Source organism: Streptomyces zhaozhouensis, assembly GCF_900230195.1.
Lineage (GTDB): Bacteria > Actinomycetota > Actinomycetes > Streptomycetales > Streptomycetaceae > Streptomyces > Streptomyces zhaozhouensis.
The window spans coordinates 1-20,107 of record NZ_OCNE01000003.1; the positions used below are offsets into that span (position 1 = coordinate 1).

Here is a 20,107-nt window from a genome sequence, read left to right on the forward strand (position 1 = left end):
CACCGAAATGCTCCCCACCCCCGAACACACCTGGCTCACCGACGACCAACACCACCACTACACCGCCGAACTCCGCTTCGTCACCGTCGACCAGAGCCGGGCGCGGCACGGGACCCCCGACGGCGGCGGGCCCCCGTAGCAGGCGGGACCCGTGACAGGCAGGACCCGTGACAGGCGGGGGCCCGGCGCGGAGCGGGTGCGCACGGGGACGGTGAGGCCGTGCCGCGCCGCGCCGGGGACCACGGGCAGGGACCACCCGCCTCGAACCCGGCTGTCCACCGCGACCCTTATCCCACGCACCAGAAGGTACGCGAGGAGCATGGCCCCGTTTACGTGTCGCCCGCCGGCATGGTCAGCGTCCTGTCCCACGGGGCCGCCTCACCGGGCTGCGGGGAGCGGGTTCGGCGGAGCCCCAACCGGGCGCGGCGGAAGGGGAGTCGACGCCGGCGCCGGAGCGGCCGGGGGTAGGGTGAGCCGGCCATCCGGGCGGGCCGACGCCCCCCGGGGTCCGGTCCGACCCCCGGAGGTCCCGTGCGCCACCGCGCTCTGCTGCTCGCGCTCTTCCTCGTGCCGGCGTTCTTCGGCGTGGTGCGCATCGGGGACGCGCTGACGGCGTCCGACGAGGTGGTGTGCCCCGGGGAGAACGTGCGCGGGGGCGAGGAGCATCCCGGCCCCATGCGCCCCGGGGACACCGAGTGCTCCGTGTTGAACGGGTCGACGACCGTGGGGACCCGGAGCTACGAGCAGCAGCGGCGCGTCCAGTCCGGGGAGCGGCAGCGCGACGCGGTCGACGGCACGCTGCTCCTGGTGTACGGCGCCGGCGGCGCGCTCGTGGTCTGGTCGGCCGCCAGGTCCCGGGCCTCCCGGGACTGAACGGCCGCCACCGCCGTCAGGACTCCTTCCCGTCGTCGGTGTCGTCCGTGTCGTCCGGGGCCGTCGCCTGCCCCTTGGCGAACCCCATCAGGGCGCCTCCCACGCACACCAGCACGATGGCGAGCGACTTGGCGGAGAGGGGGGTCAGCAGGGCGACGGGCACTTCGTCCTCCAGGTCGAGGAAGCCCCACGCCCCCACCAGCCCGGCGAGGACGACCAGCGCGACAGAGCCCCAGGCCGCCCGGCGTGCCCATCGGGCGGGCTCGTATCCGCGCTCCGGCTCGGCGCTCCGCTCCGTGTCCTCGTCGTTCACGACCCAGCTCTCCTCGCGTGCGGTGACAGTCACGGGGGGAAGGACACCGGAACGGGCCGAAAGGTTCGCCGTCCGACCGACCGGGGCTCGAATTCATCCCCCCTCCCGGCTCGTTGCCGCTGCCACCCGGAGGAAGGACAATGGGCCGGTGTCCCGGCCGACTCCGCCCACCCCACCCGTTCCGCCCGTTCCGCCCGTTCCCCCCGGTGGCCCGGTTCCCCCCGGTGGGTCCGCCAACGGCTCGGCGCGCGGCGGCCGTTGGCCGTGGGTCGCGTTGTGCTGCGCCCTCGCGGCGGCCGTGGTCGCGGTGCTGGTCCTGGCGGTCCGCGAGGACGCGGACCCGAAGCGGGAGGCGTGCGACTACTACGCGGACCGGATGCAGGAGCTCGCCGAGGCCACCGACGACCGGGACGTCCACGCCGAGCGGATCGACGCCCGGGCGCGGGAGGCGGACGACGCGGAGTTCCGGGAGGCCGCCGCCGCACTGCTGGCCGTGGCCCAGGAGGGCGACCGGGACGCCTGGCTCAACGGGCTGATCGACTTCGGCATCGCCTGCTACGGGCTGCCGGAGGGCCCTGCCCCCGGCTCCTGAACGCGCGCACGCGCGCGGCGCGCGCCGGGTCGGAGGTCGCCGGCGGCCAGGCCACGGCCGCGCCCGCCGGCTCACCCCGCGACGTTGACCGTCGCCTCGCCCAGGGCGCACTCGGACAGTCCGTGCCGCTCCAGGATCTCACCGTAGCGGCCCTCGTCCATCAGGGTCTGCAGAGCCTCCTGGACGATGTCCCGCAGTTCCCTCTCGTCGCTGTCCACGGCGACGCCGTAGGGGAGGACGTCGACCGGCTCCCCGACCGCCCGCAGGTCCTCGGCCGACTCGCCCTCGCTGGTGACATGGACGGCGGAGACCTGGTTGAGCAGCGCGCCGTCGGCGTCCCCGTTCCTCACCGCCTCGATCATGGCCGCCTCGTCGGGGACGGGCTCGACCCGGATGCCCGTCCCGCAGTCGTCGACGGCGTTCTCGATCGACTCGATCAGTACGTCCACGGGCCAGGTCGTCACGGTGCCGCCGCACATTCCCGGCAGCCCCGCGGTGTTCGCTGAGGAGTCGTTCACCAGGAGCACGTTGCCGGCCTGGTAGTAGCCCACCACGTCGACGCCGTAGGACCGGGTCACCTCGGTGTCCGCCTGGTCGAAGGCGAGATCCACCTGTCCGGATTTCACCGCCGAGGCGATCTGCTGGAAGTCCACGTACTGGAAGGCCAGTTCGACGCCGAGCAACTCGCCCAGCTCGGCCGCCAGTTCACGATCCACCCCGTTGGTCTCGTCCTGGGGGTAGGAGAGCGGCGGGCGGGCGCCCGAGGTGGCCACATCGATCCGCCCGGCCTCGCGGATGTCGGCCGGGAGCCGGTCGTGCAGCGACAGCTCCCCGCCGGCGGCGTCGCCGCCCTCGTCCGGCAGTCCCGGTGACGACGCGGAGGAGCCGCCGGCCGACGGCTCGTCTCCGTCGCCGGTGCGCAGCGTCACCGCGACCGCCGCGAGCCCGGCCGCCACCACGACGGCCGTCGCCACCAGGGCGGCCCGGCGCCCGCGGCGGGCCGCCGGCGGCACCGGTGCCGCCGGCGGAGGCGAGGTCGGCGAGGGCGGCGGCCCGGGCGGGAAGGGCGGGGGCGTCGGCCGGGCGGCGGGGACCCGGCTCCCCAGTTCGAGCAGCCGCGCCGCCTCCCGCCCCAGCCGGGCGGCCAGCCCGCCCGGCAGCCAACTGCCCGACGCGGGAGCGGTGTCGGTGTGCGCCGCCGCCAGCCGGCTGACCTCGTCCACCGTGGGCCTTGCGGCCGGGTCCCTGGCCAGGCAGCGCGCCGCCAGCTCCCGCAGGGGGCCTTCCATCGCGCCGAGTTCGGGCTCCTCGTGCAGGACGCGGTAGAGCACCACGTGCGCGGGCACCTCGCCGCCCGAGAACGGCGCGGTCCCGGTCGCCGCGTGCACCAGCACCGCGCCGAGGCCGAACAGGTCGGCGGCCGGGGTCAGTTCGCCCGCCCGCGCCTGCTCGGGCGCCATGAACCCGGGAGAGCCGACCACCGCGCCGGTGCGCGTGGCCACCGAGGCGTCGGCTGCCTTGGCGACGCCGAAGTCGATCACCTTCGGCCCGTCGAGCGTCACCATCACGTTCGACGGCTTCAGGTCCCGGTGGATCACCCCCGAGGCGTGGATGCCGCGCAACGCCTCGCTCAGCCCCCAGACCAACGGCCAGAGGGTGCGCGGCGGCAGCGGGCCGTGCAGCGCGTCCACCACCTCGCGCAGGGTCGGCCCCGGCACGAAGCCGGTCGCGACCCATGGCCGCGGCGACGCGGTGTCCGCGTCGAGCACCGGCGCCGTCCAGCGGCCGCCGACCCGTTGGGCCGCGGCCACCTCGCGTGCGAACCTGCGACGGAAGTCCGGTTCCTCGGCCAGCCCCGGGTGGACCAGCTTCACCGCCACCAGCCGGCCGCCGGCGGACCGTCCCAGGAAGACCCGCCCCATGCCGCCCGCGCCCAGCCGGGCCAGCAGCCGGTAGTCGCCCACCACCGCCGGGTCGCCCGGCGTCAACTCCCGCACCGCGATCCCCCCGTGTCCCCCACGGAACTCGACATCGGGCTCTCGCCCGCGTGCCTCCGATCCTGCCATGACGACGGCCGCCCGGTGGTAGCGTCCGCGAAAGGCGAGAGGGGTGGGGGCATGGCGGGGACTCCGGCGATCAGTCTGGAGAAGGTGCGGGCCACGGCGGGCGAGGCGTTGACCGGCGCCTACGAGTCGGCGCGGGTCTCGTTGGAGAAGCTCGGGCTCGGCGGCCAACGGGCCGCCGTCTACCTGGTGTTGGACCGTTCGGGATCGATGCGCCGCTACTACCGGGACGGCACGGTCCAGCATCTCGCCGAGCAGACGCTCGCGTTGTCGGCGCACCTGGACGACGACGGGGTGGTGCCGGTGGTCTTCTTCTCCACCGATGTCGACGGCGTCGCCGACCTGTCGCTCGACGCCTACCGGGGCCGGATCGCCGCGCTGCACGACTCCCTGGGCCACATGGGGCGCACCAACTACCACCTGGCGATGCGTGCCGTGATCGACCACCACGCCGCCTCGGGCGGCACGGACCCGGCGTTCGTCGTCTTCCAGACGGACGGCGGCCCCTCCTCGCGCCGCGCCGCCGAACAGCTGCTCTGCGAGGCGTCCCGGCTGCCGATCTTCTGGCAGTTCGTGGGCTTCGGCGATCCGGACGACCGACAGTTCGCGTTCCTGCGGAAGTTGGACGAGCTGCCGGTCCCGGCCAGGCGCGCCGTGGACAACGCCGGCTTCTTCCCGGCCGGTGTCGACCCCCGGGCGTTCTCCGACCGCGCGCTCTACGACCGGCTGATGGCCGAGTTCCCCGACTGGCTCGCGGCCGGCCGCGCGGCCGGCATCGTGCGCTGACGACGGCCCCGTCGGCGCCCGGCCGGGGAGCGGCTTCGCGCCGCCGCCGCGGGCCGCGTCGACGGGGGCCCGGGCGAGGTCACACGGTCGGCTGGTCGGCGCCGTCCAGGGCGAGGACCTGGGCGAGGTCGCTGAGACACTCCTCGAATACGGGTTCCACGTCCGTGTAGGCGAAGTCGAGTTGGTGCAGGACCTCCATGCACAGCAGGCCGTACAGCCGGATCCAGCAGGTCAGGAAGACGTGTGCGGCCTCGGGCGGCAGCCGTCCCTCGATGTTCGCGGAGTAGGCGGTCAGTTGCTCGCGCAGCGGGGCGGGCAGGTCGGCCGGGTCGGGCACCGGGAACGGTCGGGTCTGCCACAGCTCGACCGTCAGGTCGAGCAGGACCTGCTCGAAGCGCTGCCCCGCCTGCTGGCGAGGCGAGTCCGACCGCCGGTCGGACGGGCTGATCGGACTGGCGAAGATCCAGCCGAACTCGGCCGGGTGGGCGATCGCCCAGGCCCGCATGGCCCGACAGGCCGCCAGGATGCGCGCGCCGGCCGGGGCGTCGGCGTGGGCGTCGCGGGCCTCTTCCATGGCGGCGGTCAGTTCGCGGAAGAAGTCGGCGGTCACCGCGCCGACCAGCTCGTCGTGGCTCGCGTAGTAGTGGTACAGCGCCGGGCCGCTCATACCCACGTGGCGCGCGACCGCGTTGATGGTCACCGCCGCGGACCCCTGTTCGACCAGCAGGGTGCGCACGGCCCCGTGGATCTCCGCCAGCGTGGCCTGGCGCAGCCTCGCCCGCCTACCGCCCGTGCTCGCGGCCATCGTCACTCCCTCCGCGTCGTTCCCGCTTCCTCGTCGCTCCGTTGACATCCTAGACCATCTATGCTTCCTTAATGGCTCTAGATAACCTTAGAGGCATTAAGGAGCAACGAGATGGAACGCTGGTGGTGGGTCGTGCCCGCGGTCATGCTGCTGGTCACGGCCGTGTGGTGGCGGTTCTCCAGGAACGCGCACCTGCGGCGCACGCGCGGGGGTCGGCGATGAAGGTGATCATCGTGGGCGGCGGGATCGGCGGGCTGGCAGCCGCGGTCGCCTTCCACCAACGCGGCTGGCGGGTGGAGGTCCTGGAACGCGCGCCCGCGTTCACCGAGATCGGCGCCGGCCTGTCCATCCAGCCCAACGGCCTGCGCGCGCTGGACCAGCTCGGCTTGGGCGACGCGCTGCGCTCCGGCGGGCTGGCCGACCCGCTCGCGGGCATCCGCCGCGCGAACGGGAGCTGGTTGATCCGCAACGACGTCGACGACCTGAAGCGTCGATTCGGCCAGTGGGTGACCGTGCACCGCGCCGCTCTCGTCGACCTGCTGCGCACGGCCCTGCCCGAGGAGGCGCTGCGGCCCGGCTCGCAGGTGCGTGACGTGCGCCCCGACGGCACGGTCCACCACAGCGGCGGCACCACCGCCGCGGACCTGGTGGTGGGAGCGGACGGCGTGCACAGCGTGACGCGGCGGTCCCTCTGGCCCGACGTCCCCGGGCCGCGCTACGTCGGGTACACGACCTGGCGGCTCATCGTGCCCCCGCACCCCGTCGAAGGAAGCGTGGAGACCTGGGGCAGAGGGCAACGGTTCGGGCACGTGCCCATGCCCGAGGGAAGCGTCTACTGCTATCTGATGGCCAACGCCCCCCTCAACTCGCGCACCGGCCTGGAGCAGCTACGCACACGCTTCGCGGGCTGGCACGGCCCCATCCCCGCCCTGCTGGACTCCGCGCGCCCGGACGCCGTGCTGCAACACGACACCTACGAACTGCCCAAGCTGCGCGCCTACTTCGCCGGCAAGGTCGCACTTCTCGGGGACGCCGCCCACGCCATGACCCCCAACCTCGGACAGGGCGCCTGCCAGGCCCTCGAAGACGCCGTCACCCTCGCCGCCACGGTGGACGCCCTCGGTGTCGGTGCGGGGCTCGCGGAGTACGACCGCACTCGCCGACCGCGCACCCAGCTGATCGCCCACCGCTCCCGCCAGGTCGGCGCGCCCGCGCACTGGGCCTGGCCGCCACTGACCGCCCTGCGCGACGCGGCGCTCCCCCGCCTGCCCAGCGCGTTCTTCGAACGCTCGATCACCCCCGCGTACACCTGGACGCCCTGAAACCCGAGAGGCTCGCCCGATGCCCCTGTCGCGTGTCCTGATCATCGTGGTCGGAGTGATCACCACGGTCAGTGCCGTCCTCGCCGACCTGGTCATCCCCGACCTGGCGGCACAGCACGCCTTCAACCCGGCATGGCCGCCGCACGCCAAGTTCCACGACGCCCAGTACATGGTGATGACCGTGCTCCTCGGCCTCACCGGCCTCGCCCTCACCCTCCGGCGGACCGGGGACACGCGCGGCGGACTGCTCTGCGCCACCGCCGTCCTCGCCATCCCCTGGCTCGGCATGATCGGCGCTCTCCTGTTCCCCGCGACCGCCACCCACGACGCGGAGTTCGCCGACGAGACCCTCTTCGTCCTCGGTCTCCACGGGCAGGTCTTCCTGGCGATCTCGCTGCTCCTCGCCCTCCTCGTCGCCGCGACGGCAACGCTGCGCACATCGCCGAAGCGGGAGGACACCGCGACACTCCGCGCCGGCGAAGCACCCGCCGAAGCCGGCACGACCCGGTAGTCCCAGGGCGATGTCGTCCCTCCCGAAGCCGCTGTCAGGAGACGGGGGCACACGGCGAGGAGCTGGTTCTCAGGTGAGCGCTCCGGTCCGGTGCAGGTGGTCGAAGATGAGCCGGTCGACAGGGGATACGCGGTCGCGATCGGCGAAGGTCAACCAGACGAGCTCCGCGATCTCGCCGCTGGGGGTGAGCGTGCCCCGGTAGTCGGCGGTGTAGCAGGTCATGCGCACCGTGACGCCGGTGGCGTGACCGTGCGCCTGGGCTTCGAAGGTGCCGGCAGGAGCCGCGGTGGCGGGCGCGATGGTGACGGCGAGTTCTTCGTCGATCTCCCGGGCGAGGGTCTGGAGGTCGGTTTCGCCTGGCTCGCGTTTGCCGCCGGGAATGTAGTACACGTCCTTGCCGCGTGACCGCGTGCTGAGGATCCTGCCGTCTTCCAGCAGGATCCACGCGATCTTGTCGATGGCCGTCATCGTTTCCCTCCTGCACCGGGTCAGGGACCACGGTAGGCCGGACGCATCCTCCTGCCGCGGTCGCCCTCGTGAGGCCGAGGCGGAGTCCCGGGTCTGACGGCCGGTCCGTCGCGTGACGCGGCGAACTCCCGCGGTCCGGCGGCTTCGTGGGCGCTCAAGTCGTCCCCGGCCAGGGCGCCGGGGCTCGGCGTCGCCGGTGTGCGGCGAAACGCGACTCCCGTCACGTCGCCCCGCGGCACCGGCGGTCGACCGTGACCGTGACCCCGGCCGGAGGGGTCTCCCTCCACGAGGTCTCTCGGTGGTTGCGACACCACTCGACCAAGGTCACGGTCGACCGCCGCCGGCATCCGACGCGGGAACGGTCACCACCGCCGCCGCGAGGTCGGGGAATCCGGCGGCGCCCCCTGCACGGGACCCGCCGTCAGCACAGCCCCAGCCGCCGCAGCAGCCTGCGCTGCCGCGGGCTGGCGCCCACCGGGAAGTACAGGTAACACACCCCGCCCGTACCGCTCTTGACGTCACCGTTCTGGTCGTAGCGCTGCGTCCGCAGCCAGATGTTCTCGAACTGACGGCGCGGGTAGACCCGTCGGACCTCCGCGTTGTTGTCGCCGGCCGGGTCGTTGGCGATGACGTCGCCGTCCTCGGTGAAGCCGACGACGGTCATCAGATGGCCCGAGGTGCCGTAGCCGGAGCCGTCGAGTTCGGCCTCGTAGAAGGAGACCGAGGTGATCAACGGGATGCCGGCGGCGATGAGTTCCTCCGCCTCGTCCAGCGAGGCGACGCGGGTGACCAGCCCCTCCATGTCGGGGTAGGTCGCGGCGTAGGCGGCGTTGAACGGCCAGTTGCCGCAGCCGCCGTACTGGTAGTCGAAGGTGAAGCGCGCCGCGTGGCAGACCTGGGGGTCGTCGTAGTCGGGGTTCACCCAGGCGAGGTCGTCCGGGTCGGCGGTGCGGCCCCAGGACTCGATGATCATCTGCGAGGAGGTCGGGCTGCACCAGGCCTCACCGCCGTTGTCGTACTCGGGGTAGCGGCCGACGTGGATGTTCTGCGAGTACGTGGGCGCGGTCAGCTCGATGCCGCGGGCGGCGCCGGGCTCGCTGGCCGGGACCTCGAAGCGGGCCGGCACGTCGGAGGTCATGGCCCCGACGCGCCAGACCGTGGGGGTCGCGTCGCCGCCCGCGGCCCGGTGGAGGGTCAGCCGCAGCCGGTAGGAGGCGATCCGGGTGCCGTTCTCGGTGTCGTCGATGGAGAGGGTGTCGGTCCAGACGGTGCTCTTGCCGTCCTCCTGGCCGTCGACCGAGGTGCGGTGGATGTCCTCGTCGCCTGAGGCCCAGATGCCCATGGTGTACCAGGGCGAGCGGGTGCCGTCGGCGTAGTCGGCCCGTGCCTCGACCTTCACGAAGGTACCGGCCGGGGTGTCCGCGTTCCAGGAGGCGATCAGCTCGCTCCCGGGGGCGGCCGGGGTGTGGGCGGGCGAGACCCAGGTGGCGTAGTCGTAGCTGACGGTCGTGCCGAGGTGCGGGTCGGCGTAGTCGACGGTGCCGGCCGGGGTGGCCAGGGCGACCCCCGGACGGGCTCCGGCGACCACGGTGACACCGTCGGCGCTGCCGGCCGCCCAGTCGTCGGCCGAGGTCCAGCCGCGGTACTCGATGGTGGAGGCGGCGCGGTTCCGTCCGCCCCGCCCGGTGGCTCCGCCGCCCCCGCCGCCGGCCGCCAGGGCGCCGGGCGCGGTGAGCGCGGTGACGGTGCCGGCGGCCGCGACGGCGGCCGCGGCCAGTACGGTGCGTCGAGATGTGAGGGCCACTTGTGGGTCTCCCGAGGGTGTCGAGGAACGCCTCGCCCGCTGGCGAGGCGGTACGTCCGGGCCGCGGCCGGGCGCTGGGACACGCGAACCCTCACCACTATCCCGACTGGACCCGTTGACGGCCAGTCACGCGGCCCGAACGGAGGTCACCAAGATTGGTCTGACCTGTGGCGATTCCCGCCGGGACGCTACCCTGAAGGCCATGATCGACGACGGTGGCGCGCCCGGCGCCCCCGAGGCGCTGGCGGCGCGGCTGCCCCTGCTCACCCCGTCCGTCGGCCCGGTGCGGCTGGTGGGCGTCGACGGGCACGCCGGCTCGGGCAAGTCCACGCTGGCGCGCCGGCTGGCCGCCGCGCTGCCCGGCACCCCGGTGCTCGCCCTGGACGACCTGGCCAGCCACGACGCGTTCTTCGGCTGGACGGACACCCTTCTGCGCGAGGTCGTGGCGCCGTTCGCGCGCGGGCGGCCGGCGCGCCATCCGGTCTACGACTGGCACCGGCGCGCGTTCACCGGGAGCGCGACGCTCCCGCCCGCGCCCGTGGTGCTGGTGGAGGGGGTGGGAGCGGGACGGAGAGCCGTGCGCCCCCATCTCGCGCTGTTGATCTGGATGGAGGTGGAGCCCCAAGTGGCATGGCGGCGTGGTCGGTTGCGGGACGGCCCGGGGCAGGCGACGTTCTGGGACGCGTGGAAACGGGCGGAGTCGCACCATTTCGCCGATGACCCGTCAAGACCCTTTGCGGATATCCTGATGACTTCGGGGGGAGACAGTCACCATGCCTGCGAATGAGGTCCACCGGATGGCAAGGGCGGGCGAGGGCACCCGCGTGGTGAGGGGTTCATGAGCGCTGGCGATCCCGCTTCCCCCTCCCCCGGCCCCTCACCCATGGCGGATCTCGCCTGGCTGAGGGGGGTCGACGCCTACACCGCGGCGGCCTACCCGGAGGCGGAGGAGGAGTTTCGCGCGGCGGTGCGGGAGGACCCGGGCATGGCGGATGCCTGGCTCGGGCTGCACGCGCTGCGGACGGACGTGCCGACGGCGTTACGCCAGATGCACCGCAACCGGTCCCGGTTCGGTGAGCAACGGGAGCGCCACGGGCGCCCGTTGAGCTCCTGGTACTGGCTGGGCTGGTGGGTGCAGCCGGTGCTGGAGACCGAGCGCGACCTGATACTGGCCCACGCCTCGCAGCTGCTCGACGGGCGGCGGATGACCGAGCTGGACCGCGCGTTGGCGGAGTGCCCCGCGCCCGAGTCCGATCCCTACGCGCGTTTTCTGCATGCCTGCCGGTGCTATCTCTCCAAGGACTGGGAGGGGCTGTTCCGTTACACCTCGACCCTCACTGACGATCCCCAACTCGGCGTGGAGGCCGGCCTGTTCGCCGGGATGGCCCGAGTGCGGCTGGAGATGTTCGACCAGGCGGAGCCGCTGCTGACGGCGGCGCTGATGCGATGTCGCAGCGAACATCCGCAGCGCAAGGAGCTGCGCTACTGGCTGGCGCGCGCCCGCGAGGGCAGCGGGCGCAGTGCGGCGGCGATCCCGCTCTACCGGGCGGTGCAGCACGCGGACCCGGAGTTCATGGACACGGCGGTGCGGCTGACCGCGCTGACCACGGACGAGTCGGAGGGCCTGCTGCTGGGCGGGTTCGAGGACGGCGTGGACGACGACGGTCCGTCGACCGTCCCGCCGGCCGGGCCGCCCTACCCGGACCTGCGGGTGCCCTCGCCCGCCACCCCCGCCGAGGGGGAACGGCCGGGCGAACAGGGTGGCGCCTCCCCCGGGGCCGGGGGGAGCGGCGCGCGGGGGGTGCCGCCGGTCGCCGACCAGGCGCTGCTGGCCACGACGCTGGCGGAACTGGACCGGATGGTGGGGCTCGAACCGGTCAAGGAGCAGGTGCGCGCGATGTCGGCGCAGCTGCGGATGGCGCGGCTGCGTTCCGGGCAGGGGCTGCCGGTGCAGCCGCCGAAGCGGCACTTCGTCTTCTCCGGCCCCTCGGGCACCGGCAAGACCACGGTGGCCCGCATCCTGGGACGGGTCTTCCACGCGCTGGGCGTGCTGGCGAACGACCGGCTGGTCGAGGCGCAACGCGCGGATCTGGTCGGGGAGTTCCTGGGGCAGACCGCGGTGAAGGCGAACCGGCTGATCGACTCGGCGCTGGGCGGGGTGCTCTTCGTCGACGAGGCGTACAGCCTGGTGCACTCGGGCTACAGCAAGGGCGACGCCTACGGCGACGAGGCGCTCCAGGTGCTGTTGAAGCGGGCGGAGGACAGCAGGGAGCACCTGGTGGTGATCCTGGCCGGCTACCCCGAGGGGATGGACCGGCTGCTGGCGGCCAACCCGGGGCTCGGCTCACGGTTCGCCGCCCGGATCGAGTTCCCCAGCTACCGCCCGGCCGAACTCACCGCGATCGGCGAGCTGTTGGCCGCCGAGCACGGCGACGCCTGGGACGCGGAGGCGCTGGAGGAGCTGCGCAGCATCAGCGAGCACGTGGTGGCCGAGGGGTGGATCGACGACCTGGGCAACGGACGGTTCTTGCGGACCCTCTACGAGTCGAGCTGCGCGTTCCGCGACGTGCGGCTCTCGGAGTCGGTCAGCTCGCCGACGCGACAGGAGCTGTCGACGCTGCGGCTGTCCGACCTGATGCTGGCCTACGGCGAGGTGCTGGCCGGGCGGGGCCGTTCACTGCCCACGGACGACGAACTCCCGCCGCTGACCTGAGACGGCGGCCCCGAGGACCTGATGACCCGAGCTGGTCAACCCCATGACCTGGCGACCTGTGCCTGGTCGGGCTGGCTGACCGCCCGGCGGCCGGGGACCTCAGCCGGGGACCTCAGCCGGGGACGTCCATGCGCTGGGTACCGATGACGGAGAGCAGCCGCAGCGCCTCCTCGGAGGGGGAGCCGGGGTCCGCGGTGTAGATCACGACGCGCTGGTCGCGGTCGGCCACGTCGAGCACGTCGCAGTTGACGGTGATCGGCCCGATCAGCGGATGGTCGAACGTCTTGCGGAGCACCGTCTCGGGGTGCACCTCGTGTGCGGCCCACAGCCGGGCGAACTCGGGGCTGTCGGACAGGAGTTCGTCGACCAGTGCGGCCAGCTCCCGGTCGTCGGGGTAACGGGCGGCGGTGGCCCGCAACTGGCGGGTGGTGGTGCGCGCGAACGCGTCGGCGTCGGTGAGGCAGTACAGCGGCCGGCCCGCCGGGTGCGGCCCGAGGAAGACGCGGCGCACCAGGTTGCGGTCGCGCCGGGACAGGGCGGAGAAGTCCTCCAGCAGTGCGGCGGCCAGGTCGTTCCAGGCGATCACCTCGTAGCTGGCGGAGAGCACGATCGCGGCGGCGTTGGGCAGACGGCGCAGCAACTCCAGGATGCTGGGCCGCACTTCCCGGGAGGGCCCGGCGGGCGGGCCGGGCGGGGCGCCGGCGAGATGGTGGAGGTGGTCGCGTTCGGCGCCGGTCAGCCGCAGCGCGCGGGCCAGGTTGGCCAGCACCTCGCGCGAGGGGCGGGGGCCGCGCGCCTGTTCCAGCCGGGTGTAGTACTCGGTGGAGATGAACGCCAACTGGGCCACCTCTTCCCGGCGCAGGCCCGGGGTGCGGCGGCGCGGTCCGGCGGGAAGCCCGATGTCCGCGGGCGCGATGCGCTCGCGCCTGCCGCGGAGGAAGTCGGCCAGCTCTCGTCTGTCCATGGTTCTCAGTGTGCGCGGGGGCGGGCGACCACGCCAGGTGGCGATCCAGGTACCGGCGGTGCCTGGATGTGTCCGGGCGCCCGTCGCACGCTGGTCGGCATGGACACCACTCGGAGGAACGACCCCACCACCCCCGCGTCCGGACTGCTGGCCGGCAAGGTCGCCTTTGTCACCGGTGCCGGCCGCGGCATCGGCGCCGCCGCCGCGCGGCTCTTCGCCAGGGAGGGCGCCCTGGTGCTGCTCGCGGCCCGGTCCGAGGACCAACTCGTCGCCGTCGTCAAGGAGATCAGGGCGGCCGGCGGCACCGCCGACCATGTGCGCTGCGACCTGTCCGACCCCGCCGACGTGCGCGCCGCCGTCGACCACGCCGTCACGCTGCACGGGCGTCTCGACGTCGCGTTCAACAACGGCGCGACCGACGTCACGCCGGGGCCGATGGACGGCGTCGACGAGGCCGAGTTCGACCATGTGTACGCGGTGAACCTCAGGGGCGCCTGGGCGGCCATGGTCGCCGAGGTCGCCGCGATCCGCGCCACCTCCGGCACCGGCGCCATCGTCAACAACACCTCCGTCGGCGGGCTGCGCGCCAACCCCACACTGCCGGCGTACGGCGCGACCAAGCGCGCCGTCAACAGCCTGACCGAGTCGGCGGCGGCCACCTACGGCCCCGAGGGAATCCGGGTCAACGCGGTCGCCCCCGGCACGACGTTGACCGAGATGATGCGCACCTGGGACGACCGCGCGCCCGGCGTGATCGACCACCTCAACTCCCGCACCCCACTGGGCCGCGCCGCCGACCCCGAGGAGATCGCCCAGGCCGCCGCGTGGCTGCTGAGCGACCGCGCCTCCTACGTGACCGGCACCGTCCTGCCGGTCGACGGCGGGATGCACGTGGTCTAGGCGACGCCGGTCCGTGCGGGCGGCGGGCTCAGAGGGCGGGCTCAGGCGGCTCAGAGGGCGGGTGCGTCCCGGGCGGCGAGTTCTGCCGCCAGTTCCATGCAGCGCAGGCGGGCCGGGGAGAAGTCGTGGGGCATCGTGCCGACGGCCTCGCACGCGCTCATGGAGCCGGCCTCCCGCCCGCCGGAGCCGAGGCCGGCCTCGCCCCCGTCGTCGTCGGCAGCGGGGTGCCGCGCCTCCCAGGCGTCGAAGAGGGCGTCGTCCTCCTCCCCCAGCCCGGACTCCTCGATGGCGGCGTGCAGGGCGCTTTCGAAGGCGTGCCGCTCGGCGGCCACCCGCGCCACGCGCGGGTCGTCGACGGCGACACCGTCGTCGAGCGCCTCCTCGGCGGCGTCGACTCGGTCGGACTCCGCCCGGAGCGCGGGACGCGTGGCCAGGACGAGGAAGCGGCTGGCCTGGACGGCCGCGCCGAGCGGGCCGAAGATCCGCTCGGTGACCAGCAGACTGTCCAGGTCCGCCTGGCGCAGGGAACCCTCGGGCAGGCCCTTGAGGCGTGCGGCGACGAAATCGGAGAGCAGGCCGAGCCGGCTGCCCTCGGCGCGCATCCGCCGCACGGCGTCCCGTTGCCGCCGCGACTCCGCCTCCCGCGCGGCGAGGACCCCCTCCAACCGCTCCAAGGTGCCCGCGACTCCGTCCCCGCTGTCCGCACCCCCGGAATCCGCGCCGGTCAGGAAGGCGTCGCGGATGTCCTCCAGAGCGACCCCGGCGTCGGCCATCCTGCGGATCCACAGCAGGCGGATCATGTCCTCGTACCCGTAACGGCGGCGGCCGTCGCCGCCCCGCTCGGGCTCGGGGAGCAGACCCATCTCGTGGTAGTGGCGAATCGCCCGCGGCGTGGTGCCGACGAAGGCCGCCGCGTCCCCGATCATGACCTGACGGGGCGGCACGGGGAGCGCGTGCATGAGCGGGGGCCTTCCTGAAGACATCGGGGCACGGGTCCACCCGACCACATGCCGCTACGGAACATGCAACCCCGGGCACGCCGCCCCGCGCCGACACCGGGGAACGCGCGCCGCACGCGTGTCCCCGAGGGGCGCGCGCCTCACGCGGCCCGCGCGCGAACGACGGGCCCGCGCCTCCGAACTCCGGTTTGCCGGCGGCGCGGCCCGTGTCGGGCTGACGCTCGGTGATCCCACGGGAGGTGCCGGCGGTGTGAGCACGGGTGGTCCGCCCGCCGGATCACCGGCGGACCGGCCGACCCGGCGCCGTCACGGTCCGACGCACCGTGCGCCGCGACCTGAGCCGACCGGACCCGGCCGACGGCGGTTCCTCCACCCCGGGCGGCGACAACGGCCACGGGCCCGGCAGGATCGGATCAGCCCGCCGCCCGGCCGTCGGTGCCCGCCGCCGACCCCCGGGACTCGACCAGCGCGCGCAACGTCCGCGCGTCGGCGAGGGACCGTTCCCTGGAGACGCCGGGCTGGATGGCCATCACGGGCAGCACCGTGCCGTCCGCCAGGTCGAGCGTCACCCAGGGATCGCCGGGGCGCAGCGTGACGCGCACGATCTCGGGCCAGGCGAGCCGGCGCACGGTGGTCAGGTTGACCACCGTGACGGCGTCCTCCTCGGCGGTCACCCGGGGCCTGGCGAGCAGCACCAGCACGCCGAGGACCAGCAGGCCGCTGGCGACGATGGCCAGCCGGTCGCCCGTTCCCCAGCTGATCGCGCCGCCGGCCGGCAGCAGCACGGCGATCAGGGCGAGCACCCCGACGACCACCGCCCCCGAGCCGAGCAGCACCGCACGGGTGAGGTTCGGCCGGATGGTCATCGGCAGCGTCGGGCCCTCGGCCCGCGCCGGCTGGTCGGGGTGCACGGTGTCCTCCGGAGGGGCGTGCGACACGGTCACAGCCGGGCCGCGTGGATGCCGGTGGTGAGGATGGCGCGGGCGCCCAGCTCGTACAGCTCGTCCATCACCCGCTGCGCGTCCTGCACCGGCACCATGGAACGGACGGCGGCCCAGCCCCGGTCGTGCAACGGCGAGACGGTCGGGGATTCGAGCCCCGGAGTCAGGGCCACCGCCTTCTCGACCAGCTCGGCGCGGATGTCGTAGTCCATCATCACGTAGCGGCGGGCGACCAGCACGCCCTGGAGCCGGCGCAGGAACTGCTGGACCCTGGCCTCCTCCTCGGTGTCGCCCCGGCGGCGGATGACCACCGACTCGGACTCCAGGATGGGGTCGCCGATGATGGCCAGCCCGGCGTTGCGCAGCGTGGTGCCGGTCTCGACGACATCGGCGATCACCTCGGCGACGCCCAGCTGGATGGCGGTCTCCACCGCCCCGTCCAGGTGCACCACGGACGCGTCGACGCCGTGCTCGGCGAGGTGCGCGCTGACCACCCCGGCGAACGAGGTGGCCACGGTCAGCCCCTCGAACTCCCGGACGTCGGCGACCGTGCCGGGGGTGGTGGCGTAGCGGAGGGTGGAGGAGGCGAAGCCCAGCCGCATGATCTCCTCGGCCTGGGCCCGCGAGTCGAGCAGCAGGTCACGGCCGGTGATCCCGAGGTCGAGCCGCCCGAGGCCGACGTAGACGGCGATGTCGCGGGGACGCAGATAGAAGAACTCGACCTGGTTCTCCGCGTCGAGCAGCACCAGCTCCTTGCGGTCCTTGCGCTGGCGGTAGCCGGCCTCATGGAGCATGGCCGCCGCAGGCTCGGCGAGGGAACCCTTGTTGGGAACGGCGATGCGCAGCATGGGTGAGCTTTCCTTCACGGGGCGAGGGAACGAGGGGGAGCGGGACGGAACGGGACGAGGCGTCGTGCGGCGGAGGGAACGGGTGCGGCGGTCGGTCGCGGAGCGGTCGGTCACAGATGGGCGTAGACGTCCGAGAGGCTGAGGCCCCGGGCCAGCATCATCACCTGGAGGTGGTAGAGGAGCTGCGAGATCTCCTCGGCGGTGCGCTCGGCGCTCTCGTGCTCGGCGGCCATCCACACCTCGGCCGCCTCCTCGACGACCTTCTTGCCGATGGTATGGACCCCGGCCCCGACCAGCTCGGCGGTGCGGGAACTGGTCGGGTCGCCGGTGGCGGCCTTCTGCTGAAGCTCAGCGAAGAGCTCGTCGAAAGTCTTGTTGGCCATGGTGACCCTCAGCCTACGGCGTCGGCGGCACCGGCCAGCGTCCGGGTTCCGCGGCGGCCCGGAGCACGGCCGCCGTGGCGACGGCGGCGGAGACCGCCTCGTGGCCCTTGTCCTCCGACGAGCCCTCAAGGCCGGCGCGGTCCAGGGCCTGGGCCTCGGTGTCACAGGTGAGCACCCCGAAGCCGACGGGGACCCCGGTGTCCACGCTGACCCGGGTCAGCCCCTGGGTCACCCCCTGGCAGACGTAGTCGAAGTGCGGGGTGCCGCCCCGGATGACCACCCCGAGCGCGACGACGGCGTCCGCTCCCTGACGTGCCAACACGCCGGCAGCGACGGGAAGTTCGAAACTGCCGGGGACCCGGACCACGGTCGGGGCCGCCACCCCGAACTCCGCCAGGGCGCGCTCGGCGCCGGCCAGCAGTCCTTCCATCACCGTCCGGTGCCACTGGGCGGCTACCACCGCGACCCGCAGGTCGGTGGCGTCGGAGATGGTCACCTCGGGGGCGCCAGTACCGCTCACGACTCACTCCTCTTGCTGTTCTTCTCGCTCGTGTCGCTGATGCTGCTCACTTGCCTCGCGGAACGCGGCGGGCCCACGGGAACGCTTCGACAACCACCATGAAGCGCCGTGTACCGCCACGCACCGCCACATACGGCCATATGCCGCCGCACAACCGGGACGTCCCTCGGGACCACGCGCTCCCCCGCCGGCCGCCGGTCGACTCGGACCTCCCCGGCGCGCGAAAGCGCCGTCGCCGGGCCGGCCGGGCGGGCCCCCGCTACTGGGTGGCGCAGGCCGAGACCGGCGCCGGGTCGAGCCAGGGCAGGTCGTGCCCCATCCGGTCTCGCTTGGTACGCAGGTACCGCAGGTTGTGCTCCCCCGGCGAGACGGGCAGCGGCAGCCTGGCCTTCACCCGCAGGCCGTGGCGGGTCAACGCCTCGGCCTTGTCGGGGTTGTTGGTCATCAGACGCAGCGAGCGCACCCCGAGGTCGGCGAGGATGCGGGCGCCCACCGCGTAGTCGCGCGCGTCGGCCGGCAGCCCCAGCTCCAGGTTGGCGTCGAGGGTGTCCCTGCCGTGCTCCTGCAACTCGTAGGCGCGCAGCTTGGAGAGCAGTCCGATGCCGCGTCCCTCGTGGCCGCGCAGGTAGAGCAGCACGCCGCGCCCCTCCTCCGTGAGGCGCTCCATCGAGGCGGTGAGCTGCGGCCCGCAGTCGCAGCGTTGGGATCCGAAGATGTCGCCGGTGAGGCACTCCGAATGGACGCGCACCAGGACGTCCTCGCCGTCGCCGAGGTCGCCGGCGACCAGCGCGAGGTGCTCCACGCCGTCGGCCGCCGCGCGGTAGCCGTGGGCGCGGAAGGCGCCGTGCGCGGTGGGCAGCGAGGTGACCGCCTCGCGGCGCACCTCGGGGGCGTGCGGCGGCTGCCCGCCCTCCGCCTCCCTCCGCGCCCGGTGGGCGACCAGGTCGGCGATGGAGATCAGGGACAGCCCGTGCCGGCGGGCGAAGGACCGCAGCTGCGGCAGCCGCAGCATGGTGCCGTCCTCGCCGGCGATCTCGACCACCACGGCGGCCGGCCGCAGCCCGGCCAGGACGGCGAGGTCGACGCCGGCCTCGGTGTGGCCGGGGCGGACCAGCACCCCGCCCTCGCGGGCGCGCAGCGGGAAGACGTGGCCCGGCCTGGCGAAGTCGGCGGCGGCCGCCCGGGGGTCGGCGAGCAGTCGGATGGTGGCGGCCCGGTCGGCGGCGGAGATGCCGGTGGTGACCCCGTGCTCGGGGCCGGCGTCGACCGAGACGGCGAACGCGGTCGCCATGGACTCGGTGTTCTTCTCCACCATCTGCGGCAGTTCGAGCCGGTCCAGCTCGTCGGCGACCATCGGCACGCAGATCAGTCCCCGGCACTCGTTCATCATGAACGCGATCACCTCGGGGGTGACCAGCTCGGCGGCCATCACCAGGTCGCCCTCGTTCTCCCGGTCGGCGTCGTCGACGACGACCACCGGGCGGCCGAGCGCCATGTCGGCGACGGCGCGCTCGACCGGGTCGAGGGGGGCGGTGTCGTCGTGGGGGCCGAGGACGGGCTCGGCCGGCTGGGTGACGGTCATGCCGGGGCTCCTTCCAGACGTTCCGCCGAGGACGCGGACGCGCGGCGCGCGGCGGAGCGCAGCCACCAGTCCCGCATCCCCCACAGCACGAGGAACAGGTAGACGACGTAGACAAGGCCGGAGAACGGCAGCCCGCTGCTGAACGCGAGGGGGACGCCGACGAGGTCGACCAGCAGCCAGGCGATCCAGAACTCCACCAGCCCCCTGGCCTGGGCGACCATCGCGACCAGGGTGCCGACGAAGATGTAGGCGTCGGGCCACGGGTTCCAGGAGAGGGCGGGGAACGCGGTGAAGAGCGAGCCGACCAGCAGGGTGCCGACGACCGCGCCGGCCGCCAGCGCGGCGCGCTCGCGCCAGCTGGCGAAGCGGACCTCGATCTGGCCGTCGCCGCTGCCCTGCCGGCCGACGGACCACTGACGCCAGCCCCACACCGCGACGGTGATCACCAGCAGCTGCTTGCCGACGCCGCCGCCGAGGTCGGCCGCGCCGTAGGCGGCGACCAGGATCAGCCCGGAGAGAAGTTGGACGGGCCAGGTGAGAAGGGAACGCCGCCAGCCGAGGGCCAGCGCGGCCAGCCCGGCCAGGTTGCCGACCATGTCCGACCACATCACCTGCTGGCCGAAGACCTCGAACGCGGTGGCATTCAACTGGTCAACGCTCACCGGACGTCCACTCCCCGGGGCACGGCCGCGTCGTCCTGACCGGTGGAGACCTGACCAGTGACAGCCTGACCACCGACCACTTGACCAGTGACAGCCTG

At 73.7% G+C, this 20,107-nt stretch carries 21 protein-coding genes; 8 read left to right on the plus strand and 13 right to left on the minus strand.

Features of this window, described 5'->3' with window-relative positions; genetic code table 11:
- Positions 1 to 531 precede the first annotated feature (531 nt).
- Positions 532 to 873: a hypothetical protein gene (locus CRP51_RS05800; RefSeq protein WP_097229931.1), complete on the plus strand. Its 342-nt coding sequence runs from the start codon at positions 532 to 534 to the stop codon at positions 871 to 873.
- Positions 874 to 889: 16 nt separating this feature from the next.
- Here the strand turns inward: CRP51_RS05800 and CRP51_RS05805 are convergent, their stop codons facing one another.
- The gene (locus tag CRP51_RS05805; RefSeq protein WP_141514551.1) at positions 890 to 1,219 is read right to left on the minus strand and encodes a hypothetical protein; all 330 of its coding nucleotides are present in this window, start codon (positions 1,217 to 1,219) and stop codon (positions 890 to 892) included.
- Positions 1,220 to 1,334: 115 nt separating this feature from the next.
- Between CRP51_RS05805 and CRP51_RS05810 the strand changes: the two genes are divergently transcribed.
- The gene (locus tag CRP51_RS05810) at positions 1,335 to 1,778 is read left to right on the plus strand and encodes a hypothetical protein (protein WP_170970444.1); all 444 of its coding nucleotides are present in this window, start codon (positions 1,335 to 1,337) and stop codon (positions 1,776 to 1,778) included.
- Between the two features lie 71 nt (positions 1,779 to 1,849).
- Here CRP51_RS05810 and CRP51_RS05815 read toward each other — a convergent pair whose 3' ends face one another.
- A complete protein-coding gene (locus CRP51_RS05815; RefSeq protein ID WP_141514552.1) occupies positions 1,850 to 3,844 on the minus strand; it encodes a protein kinase domain-containing protein in 1,995 nt (664 codons plus the stop codon).
- 51 nt (positions 3,845 to 3,895) lie between these two features.
- Between CRP51_RS05815 and CRP51_RS05820 the strand changes: the two genes are divergently transcribed.
- The gene (locus CRP51_RS05820) at positions 3,896 to 4,627 is read left to right on the plus strand and encodes a vWA domain-containing protein (protein ID WP_097229935.1); all 732 of its coding nucleotides are present in this window, start codon (positions 3,896 to 3,898) and stop codon (positions 4,625 to 4,627) included.
- Between the two features lie 79 nt (positions 4,628 to 4,706).
- Here CRP51_RS05820 and CRP51_RS05825 read toward each other — a convergent pair whose 3' ends face one another.
- Complete coding sequence (locus CRP51_RS05825) at positions 4,707 to 5,432, minus strand: TetR/AcrR family transcriptional regulator (protein ID WP_097229936.1); 726 nt, start codon at positions 5,430 to 5,432, stop codon at positions 4,707 to 4,709.
- 218 nt (positions 5,433 to 5,650) lie between these two features.
- Here CRP51_RS05825 and CRP51_RS05830 point away from each other — a divergent pair, with 218 nt between their 5' ends.
- Positions 5,651 to 6,754 (plus strand): FAD-dependent monooxygenase, encoded by a 1,104-nt coding sequence (locus CRP51_RS05830; RefSeq protein ID WP_097229937.1) that lies wholly within the window; start codon positions 5,651 to 5,653, stop codon positions 6,752 to 6,754.
- A gap of 19 nt (positions 6,755 to 6,773) precedes the next feature.
- Positions 6,774 to 7,265 (plus strand): DUF6640 family protein, encoded by a 492-nt coding sequence (locus tag CRP51_RS05835; RefSeq protein ID WP_212615844.1) that lies wholly within the window; start codon positions 6,774 to 6,776, stop codon positions 7,263 to 7,265.
- Between the two features lie 69 nt (positions 7,266 to 7,334).
- Here CRP51_RS05835 and CRP51_RS05840 read toward each other — a convergent pair whose 3' ends face one another.
- Positions 7,335 to 7,733, minus strand: a complete 399-nt coding sequence (locus CRP51_RS05840) for an NUDIX hydrolase (protein ID WP_097229938.1) — start codon at positions 7,731 to 7,733, stop codon at positions 7,335 to 7,337.
- 421 nt (positions 7,734 to 8,154) lie between these two features.
- Complete coding sequence (locus tag CRP51_RS05845; protein ID WP_097229939.1) at positions 8,155 to 9,537, minus strand: C39 family peptidase; 1,383 nt, start codon at positions 9,535 to 9,537, stop codon at positions 8,155 to 8,157.
- A gap of 202 nt (positions 9,538 to 9,739) precedes the next feature.
- Here CRP51_RS05845 and CRP51_RS05850 point away from each other — a divergent pair, with 202 nt between their 5' ends.
- Together CRP51_RS05850 and CRP51_RS05855 are read left to right on the plus strand one after the other, a co-directional pair.
- The gene (locus CRP51_RS05850; protein WP_097229940.1) at positions 9,740 to 10,324 is read left to right on the plus strand and encodes a uridine kinase family protein; all 585 of its coding nucleotides are present in this window, start codon (positions 9,740 to 9,742) and stop codon (positions 10,322 to 10,324) included.
- Between the two features lie 51 nt (positions 10,325 to 10,375).
- Positions 10,376 to 12,250, plus strand: coding sequence for an AAA family ATPase (locus tag CRP51_RS05855; RefSeq protein WP_170970445.1), 1,875 nt, complete (start codon positions 10,376 to 10,378; stop codon positions 12,248 to 12,250).
- A gap of 112 nt (positions 12,251 to 12,362) precedes the next feature.
- Here the strand turns inward: CRP51_RS05855 and CRP51_RS05860 are convergent, their stop codons facing one another.
- Positions 12,363 to 13,214: a helix-turn-helix transcriptional regulator gene (locus CRP51_RS05860; protein ID WP_097229942.1), complete on the minus strand. Its 852-nt coding sequence runs from the start codon at positions 13,212 to 13,214 to the stop codon at positions 12,363 to 12,365.
- A 99-nt stretch (positions 13,215 to 13,313) separates the two neighbouring features.
- On the opposite strand from CRP51_RS05860, the gene CRP51_RS05865 reads away from it, so the two are divergent.
- Positions 13,314 to 14,114, plus strand: coding sequence for an SDR family NAD(P)-dependent oxidoreductase (locus CRP51_RS05865; protein WP_097229943.1), 801 nt, complete (start codon positions 13,314 to 13,316; stop codon positions 14,112 to 14,114).
- Positions 14,115 to 14,164: 50 nt separating this feature from the next.
- Here the strand turns inward: CRP51_RS05865 and CRP51_RS05870 are convergent, their stop codons facing one another.
- The 7 genes from CRP51_RS05870 to CRP51_RS05900 form a co-directional block, all read right to left on the minus strand.
- A complete protein-coding gene (locus CRP51_RS05870; RefSeq protein WP_097229944.1) occupies positions 14,165 to 15,073 on the minus strand; it encodes a MerR family transcriptional regulator in 909 nt (302 codons plus the stop codon).
- 413 nt (positions 15,074 to 15,486) lie between these two features.
- Complete coding sequence (locus tag CRP51_RS05875) at positions 15,487 to 16,011, minus strand: PH domain-containing protein (RefSeq protein ID WP_342749012.1); 525 nt, start codon at positions 16,009 to 16,011, stop codon at positions 15,487 to 15,489.
- Positions 16,012 to 16,013: 2 nt separating this feature from the next.
- Entirely contained in the window at positions 16,014 to 16,862 is an 849-nt protein-coding gene (gene hisG / locus CRP51_RS05880; protein WP_097229945.1) for an ATP phosphoribosyltransferase, read from the minus strand.
- 110 nt (positions 16,863 to 16,972) lie between these two features.
- On the minus strand, positions 16,973 to 17,245 hold the full coding sequence (locus CRP51_RS05885; RefSeq protein ID WP_097229946.1) for a phosphoribosyl-ATP diphosphatase: 273 nt from the start codon (positions 17,243 to 17,245) through the stop codon (positions 16,973 to 16,975).
- A gap of 13 nt (positions 17,246 to 17,258) precedes the next feature.
- Positions 17,259 to 17,765: a 6,7-dimethyl-8-ribityllumazine synthase gene (gene ribH / locus CRP51_RS05890; RefSeq protein WP_097229947.1), complete on the minus strand. Its 507-nt coding sequence runs from the start codon at positions 17,763 to 17,765 to the stop codon at positions 17,259 to 17,261.
- Positions 17,766 to 18,024: 259 nt separating this feature from the next.
- Positions 18,025 to 19,347: a bifunctional 3,4-dihydroxy-2-butanone-4-phosphate synthase/GTP cyclohydrolase II gene (locus CRP51_RS05895; RefSeq protein WP_097229948.1), complete on the minus strand. Its 1,323-nt coding sequence runs from the start codon at positions 19,345 to 19,347 to the stop codon at positions 18,025 to 18,027.
- Positions 19,344 to 19,955, minus strand: coding sequence for a nicotinamide mononucleotide transporter family protein (locus tag CRP51_RS05900; protein ID WP_097230303.1), 612 nt, complete (start codon positions 19,953 to 19,955; stop codon positions 19,344 to 19,346). The genes CRP51_RS05895 and CRP51_RS05900 overlap by 4 nt, the downstream gene beginning before the upstream one ends.
- Between the last annotated feature and the right edge of the window lie 152 nt (positions 19,956 to 20,107).